This is a genomic window from Psychrobacter sp. H27 (genome assembly GCF_059072655.1).
Window position 1 is genome coordinate 1554884 of the sequence record NZ_JCACRX010000001.1, and the last position, 15295, is coordinate 1570178.

The following is a 15295-nucleotide window of genomic DNA, read 5'->3' on the forward strand; positions in this document are numbered from 1 at the left end:
GCTCCCCGGTTGATGAAATTTTTGCTGAATTAGTCTAGTTTTTCAACTTTACTAAACTCAAGCTCAACCTGTGTAGGTCGATTAAATACGTTTACCGTTAGATGTAGCTTAGACTTTTCGTAATCGACCTTTTCGACCATTCCTTTGAAATCAGTGAATGGACCGTCGATAACCAATAACTCTTCGCCCGGCTCAAATAGCGTCTTAGGACGTGGGTCAGTTTCAGTCTGGTTCAAACGGTTTAAAATGCGGTCAGCTTCTACTTGCGTAATCGGTGCAGGCATCTCAGGCGTACCACCGATGAAGCCCATAATACGAGGACAGTCTTTTACGATGTGCCACGTATTATCGTTCATTTCCATCTGGATCAATACATATCCTGGAAAGAACTTACGCTCACTTTTACGTTTTTTGCCGTCTTTCATTTCGACGACTTCTTCAGTAGGAACCAATACATCACCGAATGACTCTGTAAAGTCACTACGGTTAATACGATCAGTTAATGAACGTTGTACTTGTTTTTCATATCCTGAAAACGCTTGGACAATATACCAACGCATATCACGCTCCTGATCGTTATAAATAAGTTGTTGTAAGTAAATGTCTCGCTAATGGTCACCAATACGCGCCATTAACCGATAAAGATACCAACGAACCAATTAAAGAAATTATCTAATAACCAAATAAAAAACCCAACAATCCCGATCACGACAATCACTTGCCATGTGTATTGAAAGGTTTCGTCTTTACCTGGCCATGTCACTCGGCGAAGCTCAACAGCCGCATCTTTTAATAATATTTTAAAAGCGCGACCTTGATGCGTCAATGCCAAGCATACTAATGCAAATACAATAAGTGCAACAATAATACCAATACGTACCCAAACATCATTAGCTGGTTGCCAATAGCCTGGTAAGTATTGATTAACGAGAGTCGCACCGATCAAAACAGCTGCAGCAAGTAGCCACAAAATCAAATCTTTTATTGAACCAGTCTTAGCCACTTCAACAGCAGTAGTACCGCTCGCTGAGACGTGCTTATCTTTAGACAGCATTCCACCAGCAACCGCCTTGGCATCAGATAACTTAGTCTCGAGGTTATCTTGATCATTGCTCATAAAGAACTCGCTTCGGAGATGGTGGGGTACAACAAAGATGAGATAAGAAGATGGCAGGCGATGTAGGACTCGAACCTACAACCCTCGGTTTTGGAGACCGATGCTCTACCAATTGAGCCAATCGCCTATGGGTGTAAAGGACAGCATTATACAATATTTAGCATAGAATGCAAGCCTTTAGCGGTAAAATTATTAGTTTTACCTGATTTGTCACTTAACTAACAGAGTTATCGTACTAACAGTGTTTTAACTTTCGCTAAAAGTAGATACTCGTTTTAAGTGCAGCGCTAATATAACAATCTATGAGATAGATTACAATACATTGTATAGTAAATAAGTGACTGGTCTCATCGGCTAAACTAACGATTCTATATCTCAGCTAAGCTATTACTTCATTCAACTACGACATCACACACAACGCAACCCACAAAAAAAGCCACCCTAAATAGGGTGGCTTTTTTATGACTAGCTCATAAGCTCATTACTGAGACTTAATGATTAGTTCAATACGTTAGCAACAACACCAGCGCCTACAGTACGGCCACCTTCACGAATAGCGAAGCGAAGACCTTTGTCCATAGCGATTGGGTGGATAAGCTCTACGCCCATCTCAACGTTATCACCAGGCATTACCATTTCAGTACCGTCTTGTAATTGGATTGCGCCAGTTACGTCAGTAGTACGGAAGTAGAACTGTGGACGATAGCCGTTTAAGAATGGTGTGTGACGACCACCCTCTTCTTTTGACAATACATATACTTCAGCGTCAAACTTAGTGTGAGGCGTGATTGAACCTGGCTTAGCTAGTACTTGGCCACGTTGTACGTCTTCACGCTTAGTACCACGTAGTAGTACGCCACAGTTTTCGCCTGCACGACCTTCGTCAAGCAGTTTACGGAACATCTCTACACCAGTACAGGTAGTTTTTTGAGTGTCACGGATACCAACGATTTCGATCTCGTCACCAACTTTAACGATACCAGATTCAACACGGCCAGTTACTACGGTACCACGACCTGAGATTGAGAATACATCTTCGATTGGCATTAGGAATGCTTTGTCGATGTCACGCTCTGGCTCTGGGATGTAGGTGTCTAGTACGTTTAGTAGTTCTACTACGGCTGGTTGGCCATATTTGTCTTCTGAGCCTTTTAGGGCTTCAGTAGCTGAACCTTTAACGATAGGCGTGTCATCACCTGGGAAGTCGTAGTCGTTCAATAGTTCACGAACTTCCATTTCTACTAGTTCTAGTAGTTCTTCGTCATCAACCATGTCACATTTGTTCATGAATACGATGATGTACGGTACGCCAACCTGACGTGAAAGCAGAATGTGCTCACGAGTTTGTGGCATAGGGCCGTCAGTTGCAGATACAACTAGGATTGCGCCGTCCATCTGAGCGGCACCAGTGATCATGTTTTTAACATAATCGGCGTGACCTGGGCAATCTACGTGGGCATAGTGACGGCTGTCTGTGTCATATTCTACGTGTGAGGTGTTGATGGTGATACCACGTGCTTTTTCTTCTGGTGCTGAGTCAATAGACGCGTAGTCTTTTGCTTCGCCGCCAGAGGTGATTGCAGCTACGGTTGCGATTGCAGCGGTAAGGGTGGTTTTACCATGGTCAACGTGTCCGATGGTTCCGACGTTGACGTGTGGCTTGTTACGTTCAAACTTGGCCTTTGCCATGGGTATTTCCTCTTTTTTTGGGGTCCAAGGCTCAACTCATATAAATATGATAATTGAGGTGTTCTTGACCACATTAAGATAATTGTTAAAAGGGTGCACATACTAATGTGCAGATATTATAAGAAAATTGCGACCAATAACAAGTCTTTTAACAAGTTATTGGTCTATTCTTTAGTGACAATACACAGATATACTCTATATTGTCACCTTCAGTAAGCTTTATTTACTCGTCATCATCTTTAGAGTTGAACTTAGAGATGATCTCAGCAGCAACTGATTTTGGAATTTCAGCGTACTTTTGGAATTCCATAGAGTAAGTTGCACGGCCTTGTGACATAGAGCGCATTTGAGTGGCATAGCCAAACATTTCCGCTAATGGTACTTCAGCACGAATCTGTTTAGTACCGCCAGGTAGATCTTCCATACCCTGTACCAAACCACGACGACGGTTAAGATCGCCCATGATGTCGCCCATGTAATCTTCAGGCGTTTCAACTTCTACTTTCATTACTGGCTCAAGTAGAGCTGGGTCAGCTGCCATGAAACCTTTTCTAAAGGCCATAGAACCTGCCATTTTGAACGACAATTCATCAGAATCGACGTCATGGTAAGAACCATCATACAAGGTCGCTTTTACGCCAACTACTGGGTAACCAGCAAGTACGCCGTTTTTCATGCGCTCTTGGATACCTTTATCAACGGCACCGTGGAATTCTTTTGGTACTGTACCACCAACAACTTCTTCAGCGAATTCGTATTCAGTGTCACCAGCTGGATCAAGTGGTTCAAGACGTAGCCAAACATGACCGAACTTACCACGACCACCAGTCTGACGTACAAATTTACCTTCTTGTTCAACCGTGTTACGAATCGTCTCACGATAAGCAACCTGCGGCGCACCGATGTTTGCTTCAACGTTGAACTCACGCTTCATACGGTCAACTAGAATCTCTAGATGTAGCTCACCCATACCACTGATGATCGTCTGGCCAGATTCTTCGTCAGTGTGTACACGGAACGAAGGATCTTCTTTTGCCAAACGGCCAAGCGCGATTGACATTTTTTCTTGGTCAGCTTTGGTCTTTGGCTCAACTGCTAGAGAGATAACTGGATCTGGGAATTCCATACGCTCAAGTGTGATCACGTTTTGCTCATCACATAGCGTATCACCAGTAGTCACATCTTTCATGCCGACTAGAGCTGCGATATCACCAGTACGGATTTCTGGAAGCTCTTCTTGAGAGTTTGCCATCATCTGTACGATACGGCCAACACGCTCACGCTTCATTTTAACTGGGTTATAAACACTGCTACCCTGCTTCATCACACCAGAATAAACACGTACGAAGGTTAAGTTACCAACGAATTTGTCATTCATGATTTTGAATGCTAGTGCTGAGAAAGGTGCTTCATCTGATGCTTCACGGCTGCCTTCGCTTTCGTCTTTGTCATCAAGAATACCTTTAATAGCAGGTACGTCGATTGGTGCTGGTAGATACTGAATAACAGCATCCAACATCTTCTGTACACCTTTGTTTTTAAAGGCAGTACCACAAAGAAGTGGGATGATTTCGTTATCGATAGTCAACTGACGAATAGCGGTATGAATTTGCTCTACGCTCAATTCACCGTTTTCTAGATATTCGTTCATCAACTCTTCGTTGGCTTCAGCAGCGCTTTCTACAAGATGTTCACGGTACTCGTCCGCTTTGTCTTGTAGTTCAGTTGGGATATCACGCTCTTCGTAGTTCATACCTTGAGACGCTTCATCCCAATAGATGGCTTTCATAGTAACTAGGTCAACAACACCTTCGAAGTCATCTTCTTTACCAATTGGGATAACCAATGGTACCGGGTTACCACCCAAACGAGTTTTGATCTGTTCAATAACACGATAGAAATCAGCACCAACACGATCCATTTTGTTTACAAATGCAAGACGTGGTACTTTATATTTGTTTGCCTGACGCCATACGGTCTCAGACTGTGGCTGAACGCCGCCTACTGCACAGTAAACCATGCAAGCGCCATCAAGTACACGCATAGAACGTTCAACTTCGATCGTGAAGTCAACGTGACCTGGGGTATCGATGATGTTAATACGGTGTTCGTCAAACTGCTTGGCCATACCTGACCAAAAACAAGTTGTTGCGGCTGAGGTAATAGTAATACCACGCTCTTGTTCTTGCTCCATCCAGTCCATGGTGGCTGCGCCATCATGTACTTCGCCAATTTTGTGGCTAACACCGGTATAGAATAAAACACGCTCAGTAGTGGTTGTCTTACCAGCATCGATATGCGCTGAGATACCAATATTGCGATAGCGTTTTAGGGGAGTTTTACGAGCCATAGTGTTTTCCTAGGAAAAGTCGTGTATATAATAATGTATTGTGTCTCTACCTCATACTCTATGACAAAGCGTTCAGCTTCGTAATATTACTTACTGATTATTGAGCCTAATGCGGACAAAAACAGAGCAAATACTAAGAATAGTGTGGCATCAAATTCGGGATGCTCTCTAATAAAAATTTTATTTTCAAAAGAAACATCTTGATAGATTTCCGCCATCTCAGTTAATAAATGAACTTACTATACAACTGGATAAATGATGGCGGCAATCAATAGAATAAACAACAATGTAAGACTAGTTGGCCTAAACCATTAGTCTCAAGCTACTGTTAAAAAGTAGCTTAGAAACGGTAATGCGAGAATGCTTTGTTGGCATCTGCCATGCGGTGAACTTCGTCACGCTTCTTCATAGCAGCGCCTTTACCATCAGCGGCGTCATTCAATTCGCCAGCTAAACGCAAAGCCATTGATTTTTCAGAACGCTTAGCAGCAGCTTCAGCTAACCAACGCATAGCCAAGGCAGTACGACGGGAGGGGCGTACTTCCATTGGTACTTGATAGGTTGCACCGCCGACGCGGCGAGCTTTTACTTCTACCATTGGGCGTACATTTTCAAGCACTTCTTCGAAGAAAGATACTGGATCTTCAACTTTACGCTTCTCACTTACTGTCTCAAGTGCACCATAAACGATACGCTCAGCAGTAGATTTTTTACCATCACTCATTACATGGTTGATGAATTTTGCAACAGTTTGGCTACCAAACTTAGGATCCGGTAGGATCTCACGGGCAGCAACGACGCGACGTCTTGGCATAATAAATTTCCTTGTCTTCAGGAGTGTCTAACATTCATAACATCAACTATGTTTCTTAATAAAAAATAGCAAGTTATCAGTTAGCCTTACTGCATGGTGGTATGTTTCGAGCATACACGACTTATATAAAAGTAATGTGACTACTGACACCAAACCCATGCACAGTTATTGGGTAGTGCAAAAAGCTTATTCAATAACGTTTAGTTATTAAACTTTAGGCTTCTTAGCACCGTATTTAGAGCGACCTTGCTTACGGTCTTTAACGCCTGCGCAATCTAGTGCACCGCGAACAGTGTGATAACGTACACCTGGTAGATCTTTTACACGACCACCGCGGATAAGAACAACACTGTGCTCTTGTAGGTTATGACCTTCGCCGCCGATGTAGCTTGATACTTCATAGCCTGAAGTCAAACGTACACGACATACTTTACGCATGGCAGAGTTAGGTTTTTTTGGCGTGGTAGTATATACACGAGTACATACACCGCGACGCTGTGGGCACGCTTCCAACGCAGGAACTTTTGACTTTTCCTTGATGGTTTTGCGACCTTTACGAATCAATTGGTTAGTTGTTGCCATAAGGCATCCTTCTCCCGTTTGGTATAAAACAAAAAAATGGGCCAATGCACCATCTATCTGACAATATTTGCAGATTTCGGGGCACCCATTTTTAGGACAGTGTATTATAAAGAGTTGTTGCTGCTATTTCAACCACTTATCTATGGTTTAACTTTACAACATTTGATGATATGCATCCAGCCTGACGCTATGCCGTTTTATAAATTTTTAACTAAAAAATAACTCAATAAATAAAGCAGATAGGTCAGTCTCAAGCTGGATTTACAGAAGATATTAAAAACTGCTCGATAATGCATATGTTGTGATGGTTGCTCTAGTTTTCAAGCTTTTTATGAAATCTAAACAAGTACCAATGTGAATACTGATATTTATGCAAGCAGATTGCTTATTATAGATAATACGTTATGGATACTATAGTGATGATTCCATGCTGACTGGGTATGTAACCAATATCAGCATGGATATTGATACTTATTTGGTCTTTTTATCAGATGTTTGCTTATCCGATAGCTTATCATCACTATTGTCTTTATCACTATCTGTTTCATTTTCACCCTTCGTATTTTGCTCTGCAGTGTTGTCACTATCGCTTGCTTTTTTTACTTCAGCTTCGCTACTGCTATCATCAGTAATGGCGCGATTGACCATTTTCGCTTCTGGTGCAAAAGTCGCTTGAGCAACGCCGATAACCTCGTCGATTAATTGACTATTGTAATGCACCCCTACCGCTACTGCAGTGATAGGGATAAAGCGGCGAACCCATGATAGATCGATCTGGTCAAGATCAATGCCTACTTGACTGGCAATGCTATCTATTTGCTCGGCATAATAGTTCACATTTTTATTTTTTAGACCTAAGTTTTTGAGCTCACTATGTAATCCACTGCTTTGAGCATTGTCAAGTAAACCTTTACCAATACCCATACCTGCTAACAATGCTTGTTTTTCTTGCATTTTGCTCAGGTCTGCACTGGAAAGTAGCTCATAAGCCATTTTTACGCCTTGCTTACCTGTTAATGGCTTATTGTACACAGATGCGATTTGATAAATCGTACGTAACGAGACCAATAATAACCATAATGTATCAGCAAGCAATCCTGGCAATCCAGCCAGACCAGTTATGCCGCCAATTGCTGCAAGCGCACGGTTTTGGTTGGCGATATCTGTCGCTAGCGCATAGCGCTCTTCGTCATCTAAGGTTGCGATATTGGCAAATCGGTGCTCATCCGGTAAATCTAACTGACTCCAGCTCGATGCAAGGTTAGCTACTTGGGCAAATGCACTATCAACTGTCGACTGAAAAAAACTATTTGGTACCACTTTTTTGGCGTACTTGCCATACATAGCAAAGCGTGGTCCTAATAACTGTTGCGTTGCTTTTAGCGTCTGTTCACGAAACAAGTCTTGTTGATAGTCTTCATCCCCTAAATCTACCGCTTTGTATTGACGCGGCTTGCCTGTTTTGGCATTGACGTTATCAATCATAGCGCCCATACGCTCTAGGTTGTTCCGAGCAAAAGAGCCAATAGTATTGATGCTTTTAGAAAGAGTACTACGCTTTGCCATCGTGATGTCCTTAATGTGATGAATATGGTAATTGGTTTTGTTTTAATAATAGTCAAGCTGTCATTCTAGCCAGCCGCTGTAACCTTTGTCAGTGCGAACAATGTTATCACGGTCACAAATTTTGTATCTAAAAGTATAATTGAATTTTTTATCACTTATCCATGGCTTTTAATTCATTTACAATATTTTCGCTGATTTCTATCTAACGCCAATAAATCTATTTAGCAAAGACCGTCTGTGAACATGTATTTGTTAATAAGCCTTAACGACAAGGGGCGGTTAGTCGTTTTTTTACATTTGCTCAAAGATTTTCAGCGCTTGATACGTTATCATGTGCCGTAATTGAGAGCATAATTGTACACTGAGTTAATATTACCTTTAATAGACTGTTAATAGAGTCTAGTTACCTAAATTCGTGCTATCGTTATCTCTTCTACATGAACTACTTTTTACTATAATGCTCACATTAATTCATCGTTAAATATCATATATAGATTTGCAACGATTATTGCAACCAACTGCTAGCAAGTCGTTACTTATAAGGAATAGCATATGCGCCGCGTCGTTATCACTGGAGCAGGGATTGTCTCTTGTATCGGACATGATTTAGCCACCGTTACCACTGCTCTCAAAGAAGGACAGTCTGGCATTACATTTAATGAGGCTCATGCCGAGCATGAATTCAAGTCACACGTGAGTGGTAGTATCAACCAATCAGACTTAGATACCAGCGGTATCGACCGCAAACTCAAACGCTTCTTTAGCGATGCCAGTTTGTATGCTTATGTTAGTGCCTTGAATGCTATTGAGCATTCAGGGTTATCACTTGAGACCATTAATAATAACCCACGCGTAGGCGTTGTCGCCAGCTCAGGTGGCGCATCAACAGAAAATATCGTAAACGCCGTAGATGCTATGCGCGAAAAAGGTTTACGCGGTGTCGGTGCGATGGCCGTACCCAAAACTATGGGTAGCTCAGTATCAGCAGCCTTAGCCACAGGTCTAAAAATCCAAGGGGTCTCCTACTCGCTTTCTTCTGCTTGCGCGACCTCGACCCACTGTATCGGTCATGCTGCCGAACTTATTCAATTGGGCAAAGCTGACGTCATACTGGCTGGTGGTAGCGAAGCTGAACACTGGACGCAGTCTTGTATGTTTGATGCGATGGGTGCAGTCAGTACGCAATACAACGACACGCCAACACTTGCTTCAAGAGCTTATGACAAAGATCGTGATGGTTTTGTCATTGCTGCTGGCGGTGCAATGGTAGTAGTTGAGAGTTTAGAGCACGCACAAGCACGCGGTGCTAATATATTAGCTGAAATCGTCGGCTACGGTGCTAGCTCTGATGGTGCAGAAATGGTTGCCCCAAGTGGTGAAGGTGCCGTGCGCTGTATGCAACAAGCCCTAGCCGAAGCTGGTCTAGAAAGCGTTGATTATATCAACAGCCACGGTACGAGCACACCGCTAGGCGATATCACAGAACTAAAAGCAATTGCCAAAGTCTTTGATAATGACATCAGTAAAGTACCTGCTATCAGCTCTACCAAATCCATGACAGGTCACAGCTTAGGTGCTGTCGGTGCTCAAGAACTTATTTATTGCTTATTGATGCTACAAGAGAGCTTTATCGCACCAAGTATCAATGTCGATAACCTAGATCCTGCAGCTGAAGGCTTCGATATTGTCACCCAGATGCGTGAAACTGACCTTGATACCTTGATGAGTAATAGCTTTGGCTTTGGTGGTACTAATGCTACGCTAATCATAAAAAAATTCGACGGTTAAATGATGCCTGTACCAAATCAAAATATAACCAGCCAGATAGACTCTGCCCCATCGCCAGCTATTAACTCTAGCTGGCGTTTTGGTGATTTATCTGCTGCCGAGTTGATGACCCATCTACAACACCATTTGCTCAATCAAGATAATGAAGCAAATTGGCAGCTTGTTTGGCTAAATAACCATAAGCAACCAGTCATTGGTCTGTTACCGAAAGTCAGCTGGTCTGTGTATCCTACTGATAAACAGCGCTCTAGCAATCTCTACAAAGTGGTTAAAATCTGGCGTGGCGATGGCCCTAACACTAGCAAATCTATCACGGCGTCTTATATAAGCTATCTAGACTGGCAAGATGAGCTGATTGCTTACAGCAAAATTTATGATACCAATAGTGACAATTCAAAAAACATAAATGTAGAAAATGCGAATTTAGAAAATGCAAATCCCGGTTATCATCACGGTCTAATAGGTTTTATTGGTTACGATATTGCCGCTCATGAATTAAGCCCTACAGATAGTATCGAATTGGCACAGCAGCCTTGTGCCTCATTAGGTCATTATGATATTTATCTCACCCATATAGCTGATACAGGTTGGGAGCTCACTAGTCATCAAACCAATAAGTATTCGGATGACACTACCGACAGTGAAGCACAGCAGAAGCTTTTGACTGCTCTTATATCTTCTCTAAACGAGTTAGATCACAAGTTGGTTGAGAAACACCTTTCTCAAACACTATCTGAAACCGCATCCAAGGTAGAGCCTATTGTTCTAACTGCACAATGGAGCAAGCGTGACTATCAGCAAGCATTTGATCGTACTCAAGACTACCTACAGCAAGGCGACTGCTATCAGATCAATCTGACGCAAAAGTGGTCTGGCAAACTACCGTATAACAATGATACTAACCAACCAACAGTCGCGCTTATCGATTATCTCCCTGCGCTGCATTACAATACAAAAGCCCCTTTTGCAGGTTACCTGAGCGTTGATGACTATACTGCCAAACACTTAAGTGAAAGTGGCAGCGATGCCACAGGTGATAACCGATTTGAATTACTAAGCTGCTCACCTGAATTATTTTTTACCTTTACAAAAGACAGCGATACTGGCAAACATCATATCTTAACCAAGCCTATTAAAGGCACCATGCCGCGTAGCCTCGATCAAGATCAAGATGACGCTCACAAACAACAGCTGATCGATAGTGAGAAAGATCGTGCCGAAAACGTCATGATCGTGGATTTACTGCGTAATGATTTGGGCAAGTATGCCAAGATCGGCAGTGTAAAAGTACCACAGCTATTCGCGATTGAGAGCTTTAGTAATGTTCATCATATGGTCAGCACGATCATCGCTGAGCTAAAAGCGAATACTCATCCGCTGGCAGTGTTGTTCGGTAGTTTGCCTGCTGGCTCCATCACAGGTACACCCAAAAAACGCGCTGTTGAAATCATCTCTGAACTAGAGACCTCAGCTCGCGGTGCCTATTGCGGCACGATGGGTTATATGAATTTTGATGGTAGTGGTCAATGGAATGTGCTCATTCGTACGCTACAGGCCAATGCATCGTGGAATGATGAGGCTGTCAGCGAAAGACATCTCAACCTATGGGCTGGTGGCGGCATCACGGTTGCATCAGATTGCGATGCCGAATACCAAGAGTGCTTGGACAAGGTAGGTAATCTGCTAGCGGTGCTGGCTAAAAAATATAAATAATTGTACTGCGCTTTTTCTTATGACCCAAAAAAGCCTGCTCACGTTGCGTTAGCAGGCTTTTTCAATACTTCTTAATACATCTATTACTTCTTAGTACATCTGTCTAATCATTACGATGTGCGCGTTGATATAAGTATTGAAAACACTGTATTAATCACTAGTAACGCTGTTATCGGCATGCAACACTGTCAAAGCCTCAATCAAACGGCTGTTCTGCTCTGCTGTACCAATTGTAATACGCAAGTACTCATTGATACGCGGTTTGTCAAAATGACGAACGATAATTCCTTGCTCACGTAACGCACTTGCCACTCCACTAGCATCACCGCCTTTTGGGCGGACAAAGACAAAGTTGGCATGTGACGGCAATACGTCATAGCCCAATGCTATCAGCGCTTCTGTCAATGACGTACGCAGGTCGATGACTTGTTGACGAGTCTGCTCGAAGTAGTCCACGTCTAGCACACTCGCCGTCGCTCCAGCTTGTGCCAGCTTATCTAACGGATAACTATTAAAACTGTTCTTCATACGCGTCAATGCTTCAATCAATGACGCATTGGCAAAAGCCATGCCGACACGTAAACCAGCTAATGAGCGTGACTTTGAGAAGGTTTGTGTCACGATGATATTGTCACATTCATTGATCAGACTTACTGCTGATACTTGAGTCTCTGACTCTCTCTGAGAAAAATCAATATAAGCCTCATCGATGACAATGACGGCATTGGAGTGTTCGCTGGCAAGCTTACGAATATCAGCAAGCGATAATAGCAAACCAGTTGGTGCATTCGGGTTGGCGATGATGATACCGCTACAAGGCTGGCGGTACGCATCAGGGTCGATACTAAAATCTTCTTCTAGGGGTATCTTAACAAGATGTACACCAAAGGTCTGTGCATAGACAGGATAAAAGCTATAGCTGATATCAGGTGACAACAGTGGACGCTCTTTTAGGAAGAAGCTGGCAAATATAAGTGCCAACACCTCATCTGAACCATTACCAACAAACACTTGGTTGATATCTAGATCATATGACTGTGCCAATGCCGCACGCAAATCATTAGACTCGGGCGCTGGATACAAGCGCAGCTCTTCTGCTTGCTGCGTCAATACCTTGGCAATTGCCTCTCCTACTTTTGGCGACGGTGGAAACGGGTTTTCATTGGTGTTCAGTTTGCACAAATTGTCATGCTGTGGCTGCTCGCCCGGTACGTAAGGTGACAAATTGCGTGCTTTAGATGACCAAAGTCTGGTATCTATCTTTGACTCACTCATAAATTATCCTGCTAATTAGTCAGACAGACTATTAAATACATATTAAAAGTAAATAAGAAAACGCTCAAATATATTTTACTGGTAACGATAACGTGCTGAGCGTGCATGGGCTTCTAAGTCCTCACGCTGCGCTAAAATATCAGCCGTCTCAGCCAATGGCTTGCTGCCAGCTTGGGTACAATAAATAATAGATGATTTCTTTTGAAAGTCATAGACACCTAACGGCGAAGAAAAACGCGCTGTACCAGACGTCGGTAACACATGGTTCGGACCTGCACAATAATCTCCGATAGCCTCAGGCGTGTGACGTCCCATAAAGATAGCACCGGCATGACGAATATTATCTAATAGCGCATCAGGGTTATCAACAGAGAGCTCCAAATGCTCAGGAGCAATACGATTGATCAGTGCCATGCCTTCACTACGGTCTTTTACTAAAATAAGCGCACCGCGGTTCTGCAACGAATCGCGTGCGATATCTGCTTTTGGCAGCTCAGCCAGTGCTTTTTCGATCTCCATTGCCACTTCTTTAAGCTGATCTTCGCTAGTGGTCACAAAGATAGCTTGAGCAATGCGATCATGCTCTGCTTGTGACAATAAATCCATCGCCAGCCAATCGGCACGATCTTGTGCTTCACCCTCTGCGTATACCAGCACCTCTGAGGGCCCAGCAATCATATCAATACCCACCTGACCAAATACCGCGCGTTTGGCTGCTGCGACATATTTATTACCAGGTCCTGTGATTTTGTCCACGGCTGGAATGGTTTGGGTACCGTAAGCCAACGCTGCTACCGCTTGTGCGCCACCAATAGTAAAAACACGGTCAACTTGTGACAAATGTGCCGCCGCCAACACTAGAGGATTAAGCACGCCTTTGGGTGCTGGCACGACCATGATAACTTCTTTGACGCCAGCGACCTTGGCAGGGATAGCATTCATCAATACCGACGAAGGATAAGAGGCCAAGCCACCTGGGACATAAATGCCAACACGATCAAGTGACGTAACCTTCTGGCCCAAACGGTTACCCAGCTCATCCTCATACTGCCACGTTTCTTGTACTTGACGCTCATGAAATGTCTGCACTCGAGTCGCAGCTGTAGTCAGTGCTGCCTTTACTTTATCATCTAGGCTGGCAAATGCCTCAGCCAGCGATTCTTTAGAAAGCTCTAACTCTTGCATCGCTGTTGCTGGGTGATGATCAAATTTCTGGGTCAACGCCAACACGACGTTATCGCCATCAGCACGTACTTGTGCGATGATGTCATCAACGGTATGTAATAATTCAGAGTCGTTAACCGTTTCAAAAGCAAGCAATTGTGTCAACTGACTATCAAAATCGGCATCTTGGGTACTTAACTGGCGCATGACCTAATCCTATATCTGAGCATAAAATACTTCTAAAAATAAATGAGGTAAACATAACTAATGTATGCTTAATTTTTATAAAATTATGGCTTATTCGCTGTCTTCTAATGTAGAGTTTACTTATATTTTATTTTTTGGCAAGCCAAGACAACAAAACCAGTTTAGCACGCTATATCTATCATAGAGCGCCAAACTGGTTTAAAAATTCGTATAACCGTGCTTTATATTACCAATGATCAACACCGGTCTATTAGGCATTTGCAATACTGTCTTTAAAGCTATCTAAAATTGGTTCTAGCAGGGCAAATTTGCGCTTGTAGCTGACCTGATTAACAATAAGACGTGATGAGACATCACAGATATGGTCGCGGGCTTCGAGCCCATTCGCACGTAGCGTATTACCAGTATCTACCACATCAACAATCAAATCACCCAGACCCACCAACGGTGCAAGCTCCATCGAGCCATACAGCTTGATGACATCGACTTGCTGACCTTGGCTTGCAAAATAAGCGCGCGCCACATTCACATATTTGGTCGCGATGCGTAGGCGACGATTGGGTAGTGGCGCATCTTTCACACCAGCAGTCATCAGCTTGCACTGAGCAATTTTTAGATCAAGTAGCTCATAAACATGATTGGCACCATGCTCAAGCAACACGTCTTTACCCGCCACACCAAAATCAGCTGCCCCGTGCTCGACATAGGTCGGCACGTCACTGGCACGCAAAATTAATACACGCACATTTGGGTTTGATGTCGGAAAAATAAGTTTGCGAGAGGCTTCAGGGTCTTCTAGTAAGTCAACGCCAGCTGCACGTAACAGTGGCATAGTTTCTTCTAGAATACGGCCTTTTGACAACGCTAAGGTTAGACCTGAAAACTCATCGTTTACTTCGTTTAATAAACCACTGGCTGGTAAAGGTTTGCTTGTCTCAGTCATAATGACATCATGTCCATGTACGGTTGATACCTCCCCCCAATTAAAAGTAGTAAGAAGGTAAGGAGGTTTTGATTTATAGCGTAATGT

At 43.2% G+C, this 15295-nt stretch carries 12 protein-coding genes and 1 tRNA gene; 2 read left to right on the forward strand and 11 right to left on the reverse strand.

Annotated features, from left to right (window positions below):
- Window positions 1-29 precede the first annotated feature (29 nt).
- The 8 genes from nusG to AC5JPY_RS06240 form a co-directional block, all read right to left on the reverse strand.
- A complete protein-coding gene (gene nusG / locus AC5JPY_RS06205) occupies window positions 30-560 on the reverse strand; it encodes a transcription termination/antitermination protein NusG (protein ID WP_319050994.1) in 531 nt (176 codons plus the stop codon).
- Window positions 561-631: 71 nt separating this feature from the next.
- Entirely contained in the window at window positions 632-1117 is a 486-nt protein-coding gene (gene secE / locus AC5JPY_RS06210) for a preprotein translocase subunit SecE (RefSeq protein WP_443525565.1), read from the reverse strand.
- Window positions 1118-1168: 51 nt separating this feature from the next.
- A tRNA-Trp gene (locus AC5JPY_RS06215) sits at window positions 1169-1244 on the reverse strand.
- A 371-nt stretch (window positions 1245-1615) separates the two neighbouring features.
- The gene (gene tuf / locus AC5JPY_RS06220) at window positions 1616-2806 is read right to left on the reverse strand and encodes an elongation factor Tu (RefSeq protein ID WP_319050997.1); all 1191 of its coding nucleotides are present in this window, start codon (window positions 2804-2806) and stop codon (window positions 1616-1618) included.
- 223 nt (window positions 2807-3029) lie between these two features.
- Window positions 3030-5156, reverse strand: coding sequence for an elongation factor G (gene fusA, locus AC5JPY_RS06225; RefSeq protein ID WP_319050998.1), 2127 nt, complete (start codon window positions 5154-5156; stop codon window positions 3030-3032).
- 340 nt (window positions 5157-5496) lie between these two features.
- A complete protein-coding gene (gene rpsG / locus AC5JPY_RS06230; protein ID WP_057761735.1) occupies window positions 5497-5970 on the reverse strand; it encodes a 30S ribosomal protein S7 in 474 nt (157 codons plus the stop codon).
- A 207-nt stretch (window positions 5971-6177) separates the two neighbouring features.
- On the reverse strand, window positions 6178-6552 hold the full coding sequence (gene rpsL, locus AC5JPY_RS06235; protein WP_011281154.1) for a 30S ribosomal protein S12: 375 nt from the start codon (window positions 6550-6552) through the stop codon (window positions 6178-6180).
- Between the two features lie 471 nt (window positions 6553-7023).
- Window positions 7024-8118, reverse strand: a complete 1095-nt coding sequence (locus tag AC5JPY_RS06240; protein WP_443526984.1) for an EcsC family protein — start codon at window positions 8116-8118, stop codon at window positions 7024-7026.
- Window positions 8119-8670: 552 nt separating this feature from the next.
- On the opposite strand from AC5JPY_RS06240, the gene AC5JPY_RS06245 reads away from it, so the two are divergent.
- Both AC5JPY_RS06245 and AC5JPY_RS06250 read left to right on the forward strand, forming a co-directional pair.
- Window positions 8671-9906: a beta-ketoacyl-ACP synthase II gene (locus AC5JPY_RS06245; protein ID WP_443526985.1), complete on the forward strand. Its 1236-nt coding sequence runs from the start codon at window positions 8671-8673 to the stop codon at window positions 9904-9906.
- A 3-nt stretch (window positions 9907-9909) separates the two neighbouring features.
- Window positions 9910-11619: an anthranilate synthase component I family protein gene (locus AC5JPY_RS06250; RefSeq protein WP_443527043.1), complete on the forward strand. Its 1710-nt coding sequence runs from the start codon at window positions 9910-9912 to the stop codon at window positions 11617-11619.
- Window positions 11620-11769: 150 nt separating this feature from the next.
- Here AC5JPY_RS06250 and hisC read toward each other — a convergent pair whose 3' ends face one another.
- The 3 genes from hisC to hisG form a co-directional block, all read right to left on the reverse strand.
- The gene (gene hisC / locus AC5JPY_RS06255; protein ID WP_443526986.1) at window positions 11770-12894 is read right to left on the reverse strand and encodes a histidinol-phosphate transaminase; all 1125 of its coding nucleotides are present in this window, start codon (window positions 12892-12894) and stop codon (window positions 11770-11772) included.
- A gap of 75 nt (window positions 12895-12969) precedes the next feature.
- Window positions 12970-14265 (reverse strand): histidinol dehydrogenase, encoded by a 1296-nt coding sequence (gene hisD / locus AC5JPY_RS06260; protein ID WP_443526987.1) that lies wholly within the window; start codon window positions 14263-14265, stop codon window positions 12970-12972.
- A gap of 250 nt (window positions 14266-14515) precedes the next feature.
- Complete coding sequence (gene hisG / locus AC5JPY_RS06265; RefSeq protein ID WP_319051004.1) at window positions 14516-15208, reverse strand: ATP phosphoribosyltransferase; 693 nt, start codon at window positions 15206-15208, stop codon at window positions 14516-14518.
- Between the last annotated feature and the right edge of the window lie 87 nt (window positions 15209-15295).

Bases quoted from the DNA above. Each gene is read 5' to 3' on its own strand.
- secE (WP_443525565.1), bottom strand. From the start codon at position 1,117: ATGAGCAATGATCAAGATAACCTCGAGACTAAGTTATCTGATGCCAAG.
- AC5JPY_RS06250 (WP_443527043.1), top strand. From the start codon at position 9,910: ATGCCTGTACCAAATCAAAATATAACCAGCCAGATAGACTCTGCCCCA.
- nusG (WP_319050994.1), bottom strand. From the start codon at position 560: ATGCGTTGGTATATTGTCCAAGCGTTTTCAGGATATGAAAAACAAGTA.
- fusA (WP_319050998.1), bottom strand. From the start codon at position 5,156: ATGGCTCGTAAAACTCCCCTAAAACGCTATCGCAATATTGGTATCTCA.
- rpsG (WP_057761735.1), bottom strand. From the start codon at position 5,970: ATGCCAAGACGTCGCGTCGTTGCTGCCCGTGAGATCCTACCGGATCCT.
- tuf (WP_319050997.1), bottom strand. From the start codon at position 2,806: ATGGCAAAGGCCAAGTTTGAACGTAACAAGCCACACGTCAACGTCGGA.
- hisG (WP_319051004.1), bottom strand. From the start codon at position 15,208: ATGACTGAGACAAGCAAACCTTTACCAGCCAGTGGTTTATTAAACGAA.
- hisC (WP_443526986.1), bottom strand. From the start codon at position 12,894: ATGAGTGAGTCAAAGATAGATACCAGACTTTGGTCATCTAAAGCACGC.
- hisD (WP_443526987.1), bottom strand. From the start codon at position 14,265: ATGCGCCAGTTAAGTACCCAAGATGCCGATTTTGATAGTCAGTTGACA.
- AC5JPY_RS06240 (WP_443526984.1), bottom strand. From the start codon at position 8,118: ATGGCAAAGCGTAGTACTCTTTCTAAAAGCATCAATACTATTGGCTCT.
- rpsL (WP_011281154.1), bottom strand. From the start codon at position 6,552: ATGGCAACAACTAACCAATTGATTCGTAAAGGTCGCAAAACCATCAAG.
- AC5JPY_RS06245 (WP_443526985.1), top strand. From the start codon at position 8,671: ATGCGCCGCGTCGTTATCACTGGAGCAGGGATTGTCTCTTGTATCGGA.